We start from the raw sequence: 15963 nt of genomic DNA, 5'->3' as shown, positions 1-15963 counted from the left end.
AGGCAACGCATCATGGATAGTCTTTCGCTCAAGCCTGCGGTTGCTGACACGGCAGCGCGCACCACGGTTCGGCCGACATCGGGTCGGATCGCCGACGACATGGCGATGCTGCGCGCCGCCGCTGACCTGACGCGCGATCTGCACATGGCCAACCCACGCATCTACTGGACCGATTTCCTGCTGTCGGTCGTGATCGGCTATGGCGCGCTGGCGGCGGCGATTTTCGCAGGCAGCCTGTGGGTGGTGATTCCAGCCGGTGTGCTTGCGATGCTCGCGCTTTACCGCGCTGAGAGCTTCACTCACGAAGTCAGCCATATGAAGCACAGCAGCGTGCCCGGCTTCCGGCTCGTGTGGAACCTGCTGATCGGCATTCCGCTGCTGGTGCCGTCGTTCATGTATGAAGGCGTCCACAATCTCCACCACGCGCGCACGCGCTATGGCACGGTCGATGATCCCGAATATCTGCCGCTGGCGCTGATGAAGCCGTGGACGCTGCCGGCGTTCATCCTCGCGTCGCTGCTGGCGCCGATTGCACTGATATTCCGCTTTGCCGTGCTTGCGCCGCTATCGCTGGTGATTCCGCCGCTGCGCCGCGCGGTGGTCGCGCGCTATTCGGGACTGGCGATCAATCCGCAGTTTCAGCGCCGGCCGCCCGAGGGCGAAGCGCGCACGCTGTGGCATCGGCTCGAAGTCGCCACCAGCCTGTGGGCAATCGCCCTTGTGACGATGGTTGCGACGGGCGTCATCCCGCTCCGCGCGTTCCTGATCTTCCTTGCCGTCGTCTCGGCAGTGGCGGTCGTCAACCAGGTCCGCACGCTGGTTGCGCATCTGTGGGAGAATGACGGCGAGGCAATGACGGTGACCGCACAATATCTCGACTCGGTCAATGTGCCGCCGCCGGCGCTGCTGCCAGTGCTGTGGGCGCCAGTCGGCTTGCGCTACCACGCGCTGCACCATCTGATCCCGAGCGTGCCTTATCATGCGCTCGGCGAGGCCCATCGGCGGCTGAAGGCGACGCTCGACGCGAACTCGCCCTATCACCGTGCCAATTACAAGGGTTTGCCCGGGCTGGTGGTGAAGATCACGCGCTCCACGCTGGTGCGCGGCAAGTGATCATTCCTCGGTCCTGACCAGCACCACTTCGCCGATCAGCAGGAACAAAAGGAACGGCGCCCACGCCGCGAGCCAAGGCGGATAAGCGCCGATATTGCCGAGCGCGAGCGCGAAATTGTCGGCCATGAAATAGAGAAAGCCGAGCATCATCCCGATCACGGCGCGGATGAACAGCTTGCCGGAACGCGCAAGACCGAAGGCGGCGACCGCGCCGAGCAGCGGCATCAGTACCGACGACAGCGGCGCCGACAATTTGTGCCACAGCGCGCCTTCGAGTGCTTTTGTCGGGCGGCCGGCATCGCGCAGGTCATTGATCGCGCGGTCGAGCGCGGCGAACGACAGCCCATCGGCATTGACATTGCTGAGCGTGAACTGATCGGGGCGAACGCCGTGCCCGACAACGATCGCGCCGAGCGGCGTTACTTGTCCGGTCGCGACATCGAAGCGAAACGCAGGCGCGATCCGCCAGCCGTCACCGTCACGCTGGCCCCGGCTGGCGCGGATAATCGCCGTCAGCGTGCCGCCGGTGCGGTCGTACAGCGTGACATCGCGCAGCCGGGCGGCATCGCCGCGCCCCGACACCTGCCGCACCGACAGCAGATCGTCGCCATCGCGCACCCAGATATTGACCCGGTCGCCGCGATCGATGGGGAGAGGCGCGTAATTGATCTTCTTCCACTGATCGAGCGTCGCGCTCGCCCGGCTGACGATACGGTCGTTGAAGGCGAACGATACCACCGCCACGCCGAGGGCGGCGAGGATCAGCGGCGCGAGCACCTGATGCGCCGACAGCCCCGACGATTTCATCGCGATCACTTCGCTGTTCGCGTTGAGCTGGCTGAGGCTGAGGATCGTCCCGAGCAGCACCGAAAAGGGCAGGAAATTGGCGATGATCTGCGGCGTGCGCAGGCTGACATAGCGCAGCACCTCGGCCTCGCCATTGCCCTTGTAGGCAAGGATGCGGCCCGATTCGCCGAGCAGGTCGAGCGTCTGCAGGATCAGCACCAGCCCGGCCAGCACGACGAACGTGCGCACCAGCATCATCCGCGCCATGTAAAAGGCAAGCGCGCGCGATGGAAACAGCTCAAGCGCCGTCATGCCGTGCGCGCCCTGCGATTGCCGGGCAGGCGCGCGGCGACCAGCTTGCCGAGCTTCGATGCAGCCCGCTCGAGCCAGCCGATCGGCTGGCCACCGGGAACATAGGCAACGGTATAATACATCCACACCACCAGCGCCGCGAACAGCACGAATGGCACCCATAGCGCAATGAACGGATCGACCAGCCCGAGCAAACCGAGCGACTGCCCATATTCGTTGATCTTGTGATAGGTAACGATAATCACGATCGACAGGAACACGCCGAGCGCCGAGCCCGATCGCTTGGGGGGCACGCCGAGCGCGACCGCGAGCAGCGGCAGTAGGAAGATCGTCGCGACTTCGACCAGACGGAAATGGAAGGCTGCGCGGCTGGTGTCTCGCAGCTCGTCGGGCGCGGCGCGGTCGCCACCGATCCGCGCGAGTTCGGGCAAGGTCAGCTCGAGATTGCGCCCGCCGCGACTGCGGAAGTTTTCGGATTTGGGGAGCGGGATCGGCAAGTCGTGTGACGTGAAGGTCAGCACCCGCGGCGCCTTGTAGCTGGGATCGGCATCGACCAGCGTCCCCTTCGACAGGCGGAAGATGATCTCGTCGGGATCGCCGGTGGCAAAAAACTGCCCGCTCGCGGCGGTCACTGCCAGCCAGCCGCCGTTCGGACGGTCCTGATGGATGAAGATGCCCTTCAGATTGCGCCCCGAGTCTTCGCTTTCCTCGATCCGCACGATTGCACCCTGCGGGAAGGTGGTGAACTCGCCGACCTTGATCGACGCGCCGAGTGCGCCGGTCCGCAGCTCGAACTGCAATTGTTCATAGCCATAACGCGCCCAGGGCTGGACATAGCCGACGATCGCGAGGTTGATGAGCGCGAGCCCCAGCGCAAACATATAGGGCACCCGGAGCAGCCGGTTATAGCTGATGCCGACCGCGCGCATCACATCGAGCTCGGATGAGGTCGCGAGCCGCCGGAACGCCAGCAGCACGCCGAGCAACAGGCCGATCGGAATGCCCAGCCCGAGATATTCGGGCAGGAGATTGGCGAGCAATTGCCACACCACGCTGACTGGCCCGCCTTCGGTCGCGACGAAATCGAAAAGGATGCGCATCCGGTCGAGCGCAAGCAGCATCGACGCGATCACGAGGTTGGCGATCAGCGGCACCGCGATCAGCCTGGCCATGTAGCGATCGATCGAAGTCATGCGGGACGCTGATGGCCTGTGCAGGGAGGGGGGCGGCTTAATCCCCGGCTATAGTCGGGCTTCTGCGCCCCGTCAGCACCGAAATACAGTGCGCACCCGCACCGTTCAGGCGATCGCGCCGACTGCCCGCCCTGCCTGTTCGAACAGGCCGATCACACGTGTGATCTGATCGGTGGTGTGCTCGGCACACAGCGAGCAGCGCAGCAGGTAAGTGCCGGCCGGGGTCGCGGGCGGGCGGGCCATGTTCACATACACGCCATTGTCGAGCAGCGCCTGCCACATTGCCACTGCCTGGGTCTGGTCGTCGAGGATGACGGCGACGATCGCCGATTGCGGTGTGTCCGTACCCAGCCGGAAGCCGGCGGCGGTCAGCCCCGCGTGCAGCGCGCGGGCATTGCCCCACAGATGCGCGCGCTTGTTATGGGCATGCATCAGCTTGCGGATCGACGCAGCGGCGGTCGCGACCACGCTCGGCGGCAGGCTGGCCGTGAAGATATAGGGGCGGCAGGCCAGGCGGATCGCTTCGAACTTCGGGTGGTTCGACACGCAGAAGCCGCCGACGGTGCCGACCGATTTGGAGAAGGTGCCGACGATGAAGTCGACATCCGCTTCGCAGCCCTGATCCTCGTAAACACCGCGACCATGCGGGCCGAAGAAGCCCATCGAATGTGCCTCATCGCTCAGCACCATCGCGCCGTGCTTCTTGGCGACCGCGACCATTTCCTTGAGCGGCGCGACGTCGCCGAGCATCGAATAGACGCCTTCGAGTACCACCAGCTTGCCGACCCCGGCGGGCAGGCGGCCGAGCCGCTTGTCGAGATCCTCGACGCTGTTGTGGCGGAAGCGGACGATTTCGGCATTGCCCTGCTGGCAACCGTCATAGATCGAGGCATGGCTGTCGGCGTCGAGAATGATGTATTCGCCCTTGCCGACCAGCGTCGAAATCATGCCGAGATTGGCCATATAGCCGGTCGAAAAGACGATCGCGCCCGACGTGCCGTAAAAGTCGCGCAGGGCTTGTTCGACTTCCATGTGATCGCGGAAGGTGCCGTTGAGCATCCGGCTGCCGTTGGTGCCCGATCCATAATGATCGAGCGCGTCCTTGCCCACCTGGATGACGTCGGGGTCGAAGGTCATCCCCATGTAATTATAGGTGCCGAGCAGGATCGTTTCATTGCCCTTGATGACGGCGACGGTCGGCGATTTGACTTCGTCCATCACGATCGCGAACGGATCGGTGACGCCGGTGTCGAGCAGCGCCTGGCGCTCGGCGATGATCGCGTCGAACTTGCTCATCAGGTCGTGCTCGACGGCAGGTGCCTCGGCAATCGCGGCGGCGGGGGTCATGGCGATCAGCCCTTCAGCTTGATGACGGCATCGACCAGCTGGCCGACGGTTTCGATTTCGGCCTGCATGTTCATCGTGATGATGATGTCGAATTCGTCCTCGATGTTGGCGACGAAATCCATCACGGTCAGGCTGTCCCACTCCAGATCGTGCTGGAAGCTGGTCGCATCGCCGAGCGCCACGCCCTTTTTGTTGAACGGCGCGATCAGGCCGGCAACGGTATCGAAAATCGCGGTGCGGTCGCTCAAGAGTCAGTCCTTGGTCGAAATGAGTTGGTCCGCCCTGCCAAGCAAATGCGGCGGCAATCTGGCAGGCTTATAGCAGACCCTGCGCGCGATACCATTTGGCAGTGGCGGCAAGCCCGTCCGGGGTCGCAACCTGCGGCTGCCACAAGTCAGGCGGCGGGCGCCTGGCGGGGTCTATCACCCAGTCGGGATGGGCGATGTAGCGCGCGCGGTCGAGCGTCAGCTTGGCCTTGGCGCCTCTGAGGGCCATGTCGGCGCGCGCGGCGAGGATCAGCCCGGCGGCAGGGATGGGCAGCGGCAGCACGGCGCGCCCGACCGCGCGGCCGATCGCCCGGGCATAATCGGCGTGGCTCCAGCCGCCGGTGGTGCCGTCATCGGCTTCGTAGATGGTGCGCGGGGTGGGCTTGGTGGCGAGCGCGAGCAGGAGGCGCGCGAGGTCGCTCACTTCGATCAGCGAGATCCGCCCCGCAGGCGCAATGCCGATACCGAAGCGCGCCGCCCGGAATAGGTCGAGCATCTCGCGGTCGCCGGGGCCGTAGACGCCGGGCGGGCGGACCATCACCCAGTCGAGCGGGGCGGCAGCGACGGCGGCCTCAGCCTCGGCCTTCGACCAGCCATAGGTCGACAGCGTCGGCTCGCGCGCGGCGAGCGACGAGACATGGACGAAGCGCGCCACGCCCGCTGCCTGTGCGGCGGCGAGCATCGCCCGGGTGCCGGTAATGTTGCCTTCGACGAAGCCCGCGCGGTCCGGCGCGTTGACCACGCCCGCGGCATGAATCACCGCCTCGGCGCCGCTGGCAAGTGTGGCGAGCGTCTCCGGCTGGTCGAGCGCGCCGGCGATCCAGCTCACGCCGTCGCGCGCCGGCTGGGGTCGCCGGGCGAGCGCCTTGACCTGATGCCCCGCCGCGACCGCCGCGTCGATCAGCGCGCCGCCGACGAAGCCTGTGCCGCCTGTGATCGCCAAGATCACAGCAGCGCCATGTGGTTGCGGTGGACGAGGCAGGCGCGCGGTGTATAGCCGAGGATTGCGGCGAGCGTATCGCTGCGCTGGCCTGCGATCCTTGCCGCATCGGCGGCATCATATTCGCTCAGGCCCCGTGCAACCGTGCGGCCATCCGGGCCGATGATCGCCACCAGGTCGCCACGCGCGAAACTGCCGCTGATCGCGGTGGCGCCCGCCGGGAGCAGGCTCTTGCCGCTGGCGAGTGCGGCGACCGCGCCTGCGTCGATCCGCACTTCGCCGCGCGCGGTGAGGCCACCCGCCAGCCACGCCTTGCGCGCCGGCGTCGCGCGGTCGGCGGTGAAGGCCGTGCCGCGTCCGGTCGCGGCGAACCGCGCGAGCGGGTGCTCACCCCGGCCCGATGCGATCGCGAGCGTCACGCCCGCCGCCGTCGCGATCCGCGCGGCGGCGATCTTCGCCGTCATTCCGCCAGTGCCGACGCCGGATGTGCCGCCGGCCATTGCCTCGATAGCCGGGGTGATCGCATCGACCTTGGCGATGAACGTCGCCGCCGAATCGGCCGGGTTGCGGTCATAAAGGCCATCGACATCGGACAGCAGGATCACGCCGTTGGCGCCAGCCGCCTGTGCCACCCGCGCCGCCAGCCGGTCATTATCGCCGAAGCGGATTTCCTCGGTCGCGACCGAGTCATTTTCGTTGATCACCGGCACCACCCCGAGCGCGAGCAATCTCCCGAGCGTCGCGGCGGCATTGAGATAGCGCCGTCGGTCCTCGAGGTCATCGAGCGTCAGCAGCATCTGCGCCGCCGTCAGCCCGTTGGCGGCAAACGCCTCGGCCCAGCCTTGCGCGAGCGCGATCTGGCCGGTGGCAGCGGCCGCCTGCGCATCCTCGAGCGTCGCGCGCCCGCCCTTCGCCAGCCCCAGCCGGCGCGCACCGAGCGCGATCGCGCCCGAGGAGACGACCGCAACCTGCTGTCCTGCGCGGCTTCGTTCGGCGATGTCGGCGGCAAGCGTGGCCAGCCATGCGCTGCGCAGCCGACCATCGTCGCCGACGAGCAGCGACGACCCGATCTTGACGATCAGGCGCGGGCAGTGGGCAGGGGCGAAGCTGTCCGCCACGCCGTCATCCACGGATCAAGCGCGGGAGCCAGACCAGCGGCACAGCCATCAACAGCAGGTTGGGGAACCACCAGGACCAGTTGAAATCGCTGCGCAGCGCCCAGAAAGAAATTGCCATAAGTCCGGCGCAAAAGGCGAGTGCAAGCGATAGCAACGCCAGCGGGCGCCAGCGTGCGTCGCCGCGTCTTGATAGCGCGAGGCTGGCAAGACCGAGCAGCGAAAATCCCAGATCGAGTGGCGCGAACGACCAGTTCCACGCATCGATAACCGGGTCGCCATAGCCGGCGTACATCACCTCGGGTGGCAGGTGCACAAGCCCAAGACACGCGACGGTAGCGACCGCCCAATAGGCGAGCATGCCGCCATCGAGCAGCGCAAGGCTGATCCGAAGTCCGCGCGGCGGCGTCAGATCGGCGACCATTCGCCCGGCTCCTCTTCATCCTCGCCGACGGCGGGTGCGGCCTCCGCTGGGCCGATCGCTTCGACCAGCCGGTCGAGCACGGCCTCGAGGCCGGTCCCGGCCGCGCCCGACAACAGCATCACTTCGGCCTTCGACGCCCGCTTCAGCTTGGTCGCGAGCTTCTTCACGGCGGCCGGGTCGAGCGCGTCGATCTTGTTGAGCGCGATCACCTCGGGCTTGTCGATCAGGCCGGCGCCATAGGCATCGAGTTCTCCCCGAACGATCCGGTAGTTTTCCACAGGGTTATCCTCGGTTGCATCCACAAGGTGGAGCAACACCCGGCAACGCTCGATATGGCCGAGAAAACGGTCGCCGATCCCGGCACCATCGGCGGCACCCTCGATCAGCCCGGGAATGTCGGCGAGCACGAATTCGCGGCCGCGGTGGCTGACCACGCCGAGCTGGGGGCGCGTCGTGGTGAAGGGATAGTCGCCGACCTTGGCCTGCGCATTGGTCGTCGCGTTGATGAAGGTCGACTTGCCCGCATTGGGCAGGCCGACCAGCCCGGCATCGGCGAGCAGCTTGAGCCGCAGCCACACCCAGGCTTCCTCGCCCGGCCAGCCAGTGCCGTGCTGGCGCGGCGCGCGGTTGGTGCTTGACTTGTAACTGGCATTGCCGCGCCCGCCGTCGCCGCCCTTGAAGAACACGCGCCGCTCGCCCGGCACGGTGAAGTCGGCAAGCACATGTTCCTTGTCGTCGCTCAACACCTGCGTGCCGACCGGCACGCGGATCACGAGATCGCGCCCGCCCGCGCCGGTGCGGTTCGATCCCGCGCCGCCCTTGCCGCGCGGCGCGCGGAAATGCTGCGTGTAGCGAAAGTCGATCAGCGTGTTCAGCCCGGCCACGGCCTCGAACACGATGTCGCCGCCTTTGCCGCCATCGCCGCCGTCGGGGCCGCCATATTCGATGAACTTTTCGCGCCGGAAGCTGACGGCGCCGGGGCCGCCCGCGCCCGATCGGATGAAAATCTTGGCTTGGTCGAGGAAATGCATCGCCGACTATCTAGCGAAATGCACCGATTTATCTAGGGCAGGGCGCCGATAAGCTTATGCGCGTCGCCCAATTGCCGTTTGGCGAGCTTGCGCGCGGTGTCAGGGGGAAGCTGCAGCGCGCGCGCCACCGCTGTCCCCATCAGCGCATCGCCGAGCGCCATCAGCACCAGCACCAGCGTCTCTTCGCGCAGTAACTGGGGGTCGACGTCGCTGCGCGCGCTCAGCCGGTCGACGAGCGCGTGGATCGCTTCCATGATCGGGGCGAGCGCGTCGTGATTGCCGGTCAGGATCATCCAGCTCGCCAGTGCGCCCGCGCCGCCGGTGTCGAATGCGTCGAACGCCAGCTCGACGACTTCGTGCGGATCGTGATCGGTCGAGCGCGCGCGTTCGATCGCAGCCTCGATCGTCGCGACGATTTCCTCGGCCATATGCGCGATCAGCGCGCGCTGCAGCCCTTCGGCCGAGCCGAAATGATGGAGCACATTGGCATGGGTGCGCCCGATCCGCGAGGCGACAGCCTTCAGCGTCACTGCCTGCGGCCCCGCTTCGATCAGCAGGGCACGGGCAGCTTCGAGCGCGTTGTCACGCGATTCTTCGGGGGAGAGACGACGTCGCACTATTGACACGAGTGTAAGTAAGCCTTATTGACATCGGTGTAATTGGCATATGTTCGGAGTTTTCCATGGCGAAAGCAACCACGCCGACCGATCTGACGATCACGCCACGCGACCGCCGCTTCGGGCGCGAGACGCGCATGGGGCGCTGGTGGCTCAACAACGATCCGATTGCGACGGCCTTCTATAACGCACTGTCGGTCACCTTTCCCAAGGGTGAGGGCTTCTTCATCGACAGCGTGCGCCGTTACCGCGAGGGCGCGTCGCCCAAGCTGACCGCCGAAATCAACGCCTTCATCAAGCAGGAAGTGATCCACACGCGCGAGCATGTCGCGTTCAATCGCCATGTCGTCGATCAGGGCTATGATGTGTCGCTGCTCGAACGCCATGTCGACGAAGCGCTGGCGCTGACCAAGGGCAAGCCGCCGATCGCCAATCTGGCAGCGACGATGGCGCTCGAGCATTTCACCGCGATCATCGCGCATGAACTGCTCGCGAACCCCAAGCATCTGGCGGGCGGTGAGGCCGAGCCCGCCGCGCTGTGGCGCTGGCACGCCGCCGAGGAAATCGAGCATAAGGGCGTCGCTTATGACACCTGGCTGCACGCGACGCGCGACTGGCCGCGATTCCGTCGCTGGTGGGTGAAGTCGCTGGTGATGCTGATCACGACGTGGCGCTTCTTCGACGGGCGGCGGCGCGGGATCCTCGAACTGCTGCGGCAGGACGGGCTGACCGGCCCGGGCGTCTGGGCCCGGCTCATCTGGTATGCGTTCGGCAATCCCGGCATGGCGCGCAAGGTGTTCGGCGCCTGGGTAAGCTTCTTCCTCCCCGGCTTCCACCCGTGGAACCACGACGACCGCAAGCTGATCGCCCGCTTCGAAAGCGATTATGCTGCGGCGGTGATGCCCGAACCGACCGGCGCGCTGGCGGCGGCCTGAAAGCCGCTGCACGCCGTCACTCGGTGATTACGCCGCCATGCGCTCCGGGTCGGCACACGGCGCTTCCTCCGTCAGGTCGAGCGCCAGCGTCGCGCACGGCTTGTCGATCCCCTGCGCGAGGCAATGCCGCATGACGATGCCGGTCGGCTGGAAGCCGAGCTTCGCCAGCACGCGCCCCGAAGCTGGATTGTCGATGAAATGGCCCGACGTCAGCCGCTTCAGCCCCATGGCGTAGCGGGCGATCCCCAGCATCGCGCGGGCGGCCTCGGTCGCATAGCCGCGCCCCCAGGCATCGGGCGTCAGCCAATAGCCGATCTCGTGCGCGTCGCCATCGGGGTGGATGCCGATGCCGCCCACCAGCCGTGCCTCGCCGCCGTCATGCGCCAGAATGAGCCGGCTGACTTCGCCCGGCCGCGACTCCTGCGCGAGCCATTCGCGTGCGTGATCGACGGTATAGGGCCAGGGCAGGCGCGCGAGCCGGAAGGCAACCGCCTCATGCGCGATCGCGGCGGTCAGTGCGGGCGCGTCCTCGGGCCAGCCGGGCCGCAACGTCAGTCTTTGGGTCCGAGCGAACATCGATACTCTCCTCGTCGGTCGCCGCGCCGTCGCATGATCACATGACGGCGAAGCGACAGCGTTGTTGAGGGAGCATGAAAAAAGGGAGCCTGGGTGACCCGGCTCCCTTGTTTGGCTTGGTTCCTGTGTAGGAACCCCGGATCGCCCTGGTGGGCAACCCGGATGGTTACCCGATGTTATTCGGCCGCAATCGCCATTTCCGGCGCATCTACCGAGCAGAAGGTTCGGCCGAGTTTGCCCGCGTGGAACGCGACTCGGCCATCGACCAGCGCGAACAGCGTGTGATCCTTGCCGATGCCGACGTTGCGGCCCGGGTAGAACTTCGTCCCGCGCTGACGCACGAGGATGTTGCCCGCGGTCACTTCCTGACCGCCGAACTTCTTCACGCCAAGGCGACGACCGGCCGAATCACGACCGTTGCGCGACGAACCGCCTGCTTTCTTATGTGCCATTTTCTATGCTCCTTGCGTTCGCCGCTTATGCCTGCGATGCCGGGGCGTCAGCCTCGGTCGCGGCGGGGGCGGGCTCGGCCTTCGTGGCCTTGACCTTCTTCGGGGTTTCGGCCGCGCCGATCGCCGTGATCTTCAGGATCGTGTGCTGCTGGCGATGGCCATTGCGGCGGCGGTAGTTGTGCCGACGGCGCTTTTTGAAAACGATGACCTTCTCGGCCTTCGCCTGCGCGATGATTTCGGCCGAAACGGTCAGTCCTTCGACCGACTGCAGATCGGCGCCTTCGCCGGCGAGCAGAACGTCGCCCAGCGTGATCGTCTCCCCGGCTTCCCCGGCGAGCTTCTCGACGACAATCTTGTCTCCTGCGGCAACGCGATATTGCTTGCCGCCCGTGCGCACCACTGCGAACATGGCCTTGATCACTTTCCAATAGCTAGTCCCACGCTCGGCGGACCGGCGCGGAAAGGCTGGCCGGATATGCCAACGATCCTGCGCTGTCAACCTTATCCGCAGCCGATCCAGCCCCCATCAGCCGCCGCGGACGCGTGTTGCACTGCCGCAACAGCGTTGCAACAATCGTGTCACACCGCGTCTTGCTACTATTATTGCGCAGATTACCCGTCCTATGTTCTTTCGCGTTACCGGCGGCGATGAATTCGCGCCTTTGTTAGGGGAGAGGATATGAATCGGACCTTTGCTGCGCTTCTGTCGGTTACGACGTCAGGCTTGGCGCTGCTCATCGCCTCTCCGGCATCGGCGCAGACAGCGCCCGACCCCGCGCCGCCACCCCCAAGCGCGGCCGAAGAACAGCCGGTTGTCATCGTTACCGGCAGTCGCTTTGCGACGCGCACCGTCGCCGATAGCCCGGTGCCGATCGACGTGATCGGCGGCGAACAGCTCGAACTGTCGGGCGCAACCGAAACCAACAAGATCCTGAATCAGCTCGTCCCTTCGTTCAACTTTCCACAGCCCTCGCTGACCGACGGTACCGATTCGACACGCCCGGCGACCTTGCGCGGCCTGTCGCCTGACCAGACCCTCGTGCTGATCAACGGCAAACGGCGGCATAGCTCGGCGCTGCTCAATCTGAACGGGTCGGTCGGGCGCGGATCATCGGCGGTCGATCTCAACCAGATTCCGCCGATCGCCATTGAACGCATCGAAATCCTGCGGGATGGCGCGGCCTCGCAATATGGGTCGGACGCGATCGCCGGGGTGATCAACCTGGGCCTGTCGCGCAAGGAAGGGGTCAGCGCCTCGGTTACCTATGGTGCTTATAACACGTCGATGAGCGGCGTGAACCAGATCACGGGCGTTGCGGTCGGCGCCAATGGCCTGCCGGTCGTCGCAACTGCTGGCGGGACCAGCAATGACATTCTCCAGCTCAACACCACCGGCCGCGACCGCACGGTGCATGATGGTGACACGCTGACTCTTGCCACCCGGCTCGGCCTGCCGATCGGCGAGCGAGGCTTTTTCGTGACGTCGCTGCAGTTCCGCGATCGCGACCCGACCAATCGCTCGGGTGCCGATCCGCGCCGCCAATACCCGACCGTCGGCGATCCGCGCGAACTGACGATCGATCGCTACAACCATCGTTACGGCGACGGCAAGGCCGTCGACTATAATGCCTTCATCAATGCCGGATATGAACTGCTGCCCGATCTCAATGCCTATGTGTTCGGCAGCTACGGCATTCGCGATGCCGATGGCGCGGGCTTCTTCCGCCGCGCCAACGACGCCCGCAACCGCGACTTTGCTGCATCGACAACGACGTTCGTGCCTTTTTATCCCAATGGCTTCCTGCCCCTGATTGCCAGCAAGGTCGAGGACATCTCGGCTGCGGGCGGCGTGAAGGCGACGGTTGGTGACTGGACCGTCGATCTGTCGCTTGTCTATGGCTCGAACCAGCTCGACTATGCGGTCGAGGACAGCTTCAACGTGTCGCTTGGCGGCATCAACAGCCCGCGGCGGTTTGATGCCGGCGGTCTGTCGTCGAGCCAGCATGTCGTCAATCTCGATTTCACCCGCAAGTTCAACGTCGGTTTCGTCAAATCGCTCGGCCTGGCTTTCGGCGCCGAATATCGGTCGGAGAATTTCAAGATCCGCCAAGGCGATGTGGCAAGCTACATCAACGGGCCATTTTCGGCCGCGCCATTCAATGCGGCGGGCGGGGCGCAGGTATTCCCCGGTTTCCGCCCCAATAATCGCATCAACGCCAGCCGCGCCAACTGGTCGGGCTATGTCGAACTCGACACCGATATCACCGACAATCTGACGCTGCAGCTGGCCGGTCGTTATGAGAGCTATTCGGATTTCGGCGACACAATCAACGGCAAGGCCGCCGCACGGTTTGAGCCGATCCGGGGCGTTGCCTTCCGTGGATCGGTGTCGACCGGCTTCCGGGCGCCAAGCCTTGCCCAGCAGTTTTTCGCGACCACGTCGACCAACAACACCGTCATCAACGGTGTCGCCCAGCTGATCGAAGTCGGCACCTTCCCGGTCAACGATCCGGTGGCACGCGCGCTTGGTTCGCAACCGCTGCGGCCTGAGAAGGCGACGAACTTTGCGGGCGGTGTCGCGCTCGATTTCATTCCCGGGCTCAACCTGACCGCCGACTATTACAACATCGAAATCCGCGATCGGATCGTGCTTACCGAAAACCTGACGGGCGCGGCCGTCGTCACGCAGCTGCAGGCGAACGGCATCAACAACGTCACGTCGGCGCGCTTCTTCGTCAACGGCGTCAACACGCGCACGCAGGGCGTCGACATCGTCGGCACCTATCGTTTCCCCGATTTCGGGCTCGGCAAGTTCCGCCTCACGGCAGGCTTCAACTATAACGAGACAAGGATCACTCGCCGCGCCGCCCTGTCGATCCCGACACTGGCCAATTCGGTGCTGTTTGGCCGGACCGAAAGCTTCCGCCTGACCGACGGCCAGCCGCGCGACAAGATCAACCTCGCGCTCGACTGGACACTGGACGATCTGAACGTCACGGTGCGAACCAACCGGTTCGGCAGTGTCGGCAGCGCCGGATCGGGTGGCGTCACTGTCACCAATGGCAATGTCACGATCCCGGCGTTGGGAACGCAGCCGGGCGACCTGACGCTGACTCCGAAATGGATCACCGACCTGCAGATCACCGCCAAGATCTTCAAGCATTACGAGCTTTCGGCGGGCGTCGACAATGTCTTCGATGTCTATCCCGACCGCACGCCGACCGTCGCCGGGTTTACGCCGAACAGCTTTTTCCTGCCTTATTCCAGCTTGTCGCCGTTCGGCTTCAACGGGCGCTTCGTCTACGTCCGCGGTACGGTCAACTTCTGAACGGCCAAGCGACTGTCGAAAAAACGGAAAGGGGGCCAACCGGCCCCCTTTTCATTGTCGCGCGATGTCGGCCGGATCAGTGACGGTGTTCACGCCGCAGCCGATAGCGGCCATGCTCCATCGCACTGAACAGGCCGGGGATCGCCGGATGGTCGATCGGCTCGTCGCTGTCGTCAAGCACCAGATTCTGCTGGCTGACATAAGCAACATAGCTGCTCTCGGCATTTTCAGCGAGCAGGTGATAGAATGGCTGATCCTTCGACGGGCGGATGTCGGCGGGGATTGCCGCATACCATTCCTCGCTGTTGGCGAAGATCGGATCGACGTCGAAAATCACGCCGCGAAAATCGAACAGCCGGTGCCGCACGACATCGCCAATCGCGAAGCTCGCGTGGGCGACAGGCGGCAGGGCAGGGGTGGCAGCGGCGGGGCGAGCAGGAGTCGGTCGGGCCATAGCACTAATCTAATCGACTTTGCGCGTCGCACAAGGCGGCGCATGCGACAGGCGCTTGCCACCTGTAAATGATTGCGCTAGTGGCGCCCGCTCGGTCGACACGGGCGGCGCGGTTTTTCGCAGCGATTGCTGCGAAGCGCGCGGCGATTCCCTCTGCGGAGAGGTGCCAGAGTGGTCGATTGGGACGGTCTCGAAAACCGTTGTGCCTTTACGGGTACCGTGGGTTCGAATCCCACCCTCTCCGCCATTGTCTGAATACGGCGCGTGGTTGGGCGCCAGCGCCAACCACGCCTCAATCGTGCTGCCGACGATGACGCAGCTCGACGATCGGCAGATCCGCTTGGTCATAAGCCGCGAGTCCGGCGATTGAGCCATCGCCGTGAACCGCAAGCGATCTGCCGATGACCCGGCGTCCGTGCCATACGCCGCCTTCAATCCGCCCGACACTGCTTGCCGCAGCCACCGCAACGCCGTGCCGGCGCGCCAGGTTGCCATAAGCGCTGCGCCATTCGCCGCCATAAGGCGTGGCTGCTTCGTCATGATCGTTCGGAACCGCCCAGGCCGACGGCGACAAAATGATGTCGGCGCCCATCACTGCCAGCGCCGTCCCGAATTCGCGCATCAGCAGATCGGCGCAAATCGCAACGCCAACGCGGCCGACTGACGTATCGAAAACCTCGAGCTTGCGGCCCGTTGCGTAGAGCGATCGCGCAAAGTCCAGTTCGTTGATCTTGCGGTGGTGTCCGATGATCGACCCGTCGCGCTCGATCAGTAGGGCGGTGTTGTGGATCACCTCGCCAGCTCGTTCGCTGAGTCCTGCCGCCACCACAATGCCAGCGTTGGCGGCGCGCGCCGCAAGCATCGCCGCCCTGGGGCCAGGGATCGGCTCCGCGCCGCGGCGCGCATCACCGCAGGCCCAGCCGAAATCGAGGCATTCGGGAAGAACCAGAACGTGCGCGCCCGCGGCTGCGGCCGCATCGATCGCCGTCAGCGCCCGTGCGATGTTGCCATCGGGTCGGCCGGGCTCGACAAGAATCTGGCCGAGCGCAACCCGCACGCTGCCAATGGTCATGC

At 65.3% G+C, this 15963-nt stretch carries 17 protein-coding genes and 1 tRNA gene; 4 read left to right on the top strand and 14 right to left on the bottom strand.

Features of this window, described 5'->3' with window-relative positions; all coding sequences use genetic code 11:
- Positions 1-12 precede the first annotated feature (12 nt).
- On the top strand, positions 13-1113 hold the full coding sequence (locus AX672_RS10100; protein WP_066651013.1) for a fatty acid desaturase family protein: 1101 nt from the start codon (positions 13-15) through the stop codon (positions 1111-1113).
- Here AX672_RS10100 and lptG read toward each other — a convergent pair whose 3' ends face one another.
- The 9 genes from lptG to AX672_RS10055 form a co-directional block, all read right to left on the bottom strand.
- Positions 1114-2211 (bottom strand): LPS export ABC transporter permease LptG, encoded by a 1098-nt coding sequence (gene lptG, locus AX672_RS10095; protein WP_066651012.1) that lies wholly within the window; start codon positions 2209-2211, stop codon positions 1114-1116.
- The gene (lptF, locus tag AX672_RS10090) at positions 2208-3404 is read right to left on the bottom strand and encodes an LPS export ABC transporter permease LptF (RefSeq protein WP_202189300.1); all 1197 of its coding nucleotides are present in this window, start codon (positions 3402-3404) and stop codon (positions 2208-2210) included. The genes lptG and lptF overlap by 4 nt, the downstream gene beginning before the upstream one ends.
- A gap of 105 nt (positions 3405-3509) precedes the next feature.
- Positions 3510-4751, bottom strand: a complete 1242-nt coding sequence (gene spt / locus AX672_RS10085; RefSeq protein WP_066651011.1) for a serine palmitoyltransferase — start codon at positions 4749-4751, stop codon at positions 3510-3512.
- Positions 4752-4756: 5 nt separating this feature from the next.
- Positions 4757-4999: an acyl carrier protein gene (locus AX672_RS10080; RefSeq protein ID WP_066651010.1), complete on the bottom strand. Its 243-nt coding sequence runs from the start codon at positions 4997-4999 to the stop codon at positions 4757-4759.
- A 67-nt stretch (positions 5000-5066) separates the two neighbouring features.
- Positions 5067-5966, bottom strand: coding sequence for an NAD-dependent epimerase/dehydratase family protein (locus AX672_RS10075; RefSeq protein WP_066651009.1), 900 nt, complete (start codon positions 5964-5966; stop codon positions 5067-5069).
- Positions 5963-7075 carry a glutamate 5-kinase gene (proB, locus tag AX672_RS10070; RefSeq protein ID WP_066651149.1) on the bottom strand — a complete coding sequence of 371 codons (1113 nt, stop codon included), beginning with the start codon at positions 7073-7075 and terminating at the stop codon, positions 5963-5965. Before proB ends, AX672_RS10075 begins: the two co-directional genes overlap by 4 nt.
- Positions 7076-7079: 4 nt before the next feature.
- Positions 7080-7496 (bottom strand): DUF5360 family protein, encoded by a 417-nt coding sequence (locus tag AX672_RS10065; protein WP_066651008.1) that lies wholly within the window; start codon positions 7494-7496, stop codon positions 7080-7082.
- Positions 7481-8527 (bottom strand): GTPase ObgE, encoded by a 1047-nt coding sequence (gene obgE / locus AX672_RS10060; RefSeq protein ID WP_066651007.1) that lies wholly within the window; start codon positions 8525-8527, stop codon positions 7481-7483. The genes AX672_RS10065 and obgE overlap by 16 nt, the downstream gene beginning before the upstream one ends.
- 32 nt (positions 8528-8559) lie before the next feature.
- A complete protein-coding gene (locus AX672_RS10055; RefSeq protein WP_066651006.1) occupies positions 8560-9153 on the bottom strand; it encodes a TetR/AcrR family transcriptional regulator in 594 nt (197 codons plus the stop codon).
- A gap of 56 nt (positions 9154-9209) precedes the next feature.
- Between AX672_RS10055 and AX672_RS10050 the strand changes: the two genes are divergently transcribed.
- Positions 9210-10079 (top strand): metal-dependent hydrolase, encoded by an 870-nt coding sequence (locus AX672_RS10050; RefSeq protein WP_066651005.1) that lies wholly within the window; start codon positions 9210-9212, stop codon positions 10077-10079.
- A gap of 27 nt (positions 10080-10106) precedes the next feature.
- Here the strand turns inward: AX672_RS10050 and AX672_RS10045 are convergent, their stop codons facing one another.
- The 3 genes from AX672_RS10045 to rplU all read right to left on the bottom strand — a co-directional run bounded on the left by AX672_RS10045 (position 10107) and on the right by rplU (position 11516).
- The gene (locus AX672_RS10045) at positions 10107-10655 is read right to left on the bottom strand and encodes a GNAT family N-acetyltransferase (RefSeq protein WP_202189299.1); all 549 of its coding nucleotides are present in this window, start codon (positions 10653-10655) and stop codon (positions 10107-10109) included.
- Between the two features lie 176 nt (positions 10656-10831).
- On the bottom strand, positions 10832-11107 hold the full coding sequence (gene rpmA / locus AX672_RS10040; RefSeq protein ID WP_066651004.1) for a 50S ribosomal protein L27: 276 nt from the start codon (positions 11105-11107) through the stop codon (positions 10832-10834).
- 25 nt (positions 11108-11132) lie between these two features.
- Complete coding sequence (gene rplU / locus AX672_RS10035; RefSeq protein ID WP_066651143.1) at positions 11133-11516, bottom strand: 50S ribosomal protein L21; 384 nt, start codon at positions 11514-11516, stop codon at positions 11133-11135.
- Between the two features lie 270 nt (positions 11517-11786).
- Between rplU and AX672_RS10030 the strand changes: the two genes are divergently transcribed.
- Entirely contained in the window at positions 11787-14435 is a 2649-nt protein-coding gene (locus AX672_RS10030; RefSeq protein WP_066651003.1) for a TonB-dependent receptor plug domain-containing protein, read from the top strand.
- Positions 14436-14511: 76 nt separating this feature from the next.
- Here AX672_RS10030 and hspQ read toward each other — a convergent pair whose 3' ends face one another.
- Positions 14512-14889, bottom strand: coding sequence for a heat shock protein HspQ (gene hspQ / locus AX672_RS10025; RefSeq protein WP_066651002.1), 378 nt, complete (start codon positions 14887-14889; stop codon positions 14512-14514).
- Positions 14890-15046: 157 nt separating this feature from the next.
- On the opposite strand from hspQ, the gene AX672_RS10020 reads away from it, so the two are divergent.
- Positions 15047-15136 (top strand) — tRNA-Ser (locus AX672_RS10020).
- 45 nt (positions 15137-15181) lie between these two features.
- Here AX672_RS10020 and AX672_RS10015 read toward each other — a convergent pair.
- Positions 15182-15961, bottom strand: coding sequence for a carbon-nitrogen hydrolase family protein (locus AX672_RS10015; protein ID WP_066651001.1), 780 nt, complete (start codon positions 15959-15961; stop codon positions 15182-15184).
- Between the last annotated feature and the right edge of the window lie 2 nt (positions 15962-15963).

The organism is Sphingomonas sp. CCH10-B3, from assembly GCF_001556185.1.
GTDB lineage: Bacteria > Pseudomonadota > Alphaproteobacteria > Sphingomonadales > Sphingomonadaceae > Sphingomonas > Sphingomonas aquatica.
This window is presented reverse-complemented; position numbering and strand designations above follow the sequence as displayed.

What these genes read in the sequence shown, in the direction of transcription:
- AX672_RS10100 (WP_066651013.1), top strand. Translation starts at nt 13, where the DNA reads ATGGATAGTCTTTCGCTCAAGCCTGCGGTTGCTGACACGGCAGCGCGC.
- lptG (WP_066651012.1), bottom strand. Translation starts at nt 2,211, where the DNA reads ATGACGGCGCTTGAGCTGTTTCCATCGCGCGCGCTTGCCTTTTACATG.
- lptF (WP_202189300.1), bottom strand. Translation starts at nt 3,404, where the DNA reads ATGACTTCGATCGATCGCTACATGGCCAGGCTGATCGCGGTGCCGCTG.
- spt (WP_066651011.1), bottom strand. Translation starts at nt 4,751, where the DNA reads ATGACCCCCGCCGCCGCGATTGCCGAGGCACCTGCCGTCGAGCACGAC.
- AX672_RS10065 (WP_066651008.1), bottom strand. Translation starts at nt 7,496, where the DNA reads ATGGTCGCCGATCTGACGCCGCCGCGCGGACTTCGGATCAGCCTTGCG.
- obgE (WP_066651007.1), bottom strand. Translation starts at nt 8,527, where the DNA reads ATGCATTTCCTCGACCAAGCCAAGATTTTCATCCGATCGGGCGCGGGC.
- AX672_RS10050 (WP_066651005.1), top strand. Translation starts at nt 9,210, where the DNA reads ATGGCGAAAGCAACCACGCCGACCGATCTGACGATCACGCCACGCGAC.
- AX672_RS10045 (WP_202189299.1), bottom strand. Translation starts at nt 10,655, where the DNA reads ATGTTCGCTCGGACCCAAAGACTGACGTTGCGGCCCGGCTGGCCCGAG.
- rpmA (WP_066651004.1), bottom strand. Translation starts at nt 11,107, where the DNA reads ATGGCACATAAGAAAGCAGGCGGTTCGTCGCGCAACGGTCGTGATTCG.
- rplU (WP_066651143.1), bottom strand. Translation starts at nt 11,516, where the DNA reads ATGTTCGCAGTGGTGCGCACGGGCGGCAAGCAATATCGCGTTGCCGCA.
- AX672_RS10030 (WP_066651003.1), top strand. Translation starts at nt 11,787, where the DNA reads ATGAATCGGACCTTTGCTGCGCTTCTGTCGGTTACGACGTCAGGCTTG.
- hspQ (WP_066651002.1), bottom strand. Translation starts at nt 14,889, where the DNA reads ATGGCCCGACCGACTCCTGCTCGCCCCGCCGCTGCCACCCCTGCCCTG.
- AX672_RS10015 (WP_066651001.1), bottom strand. Translation starts at nt 15,961, where the DNA reads ATGACCATTGGCAGCGTGCGGGTTGCGCTCGGCCAGATTCTTGTCGAG.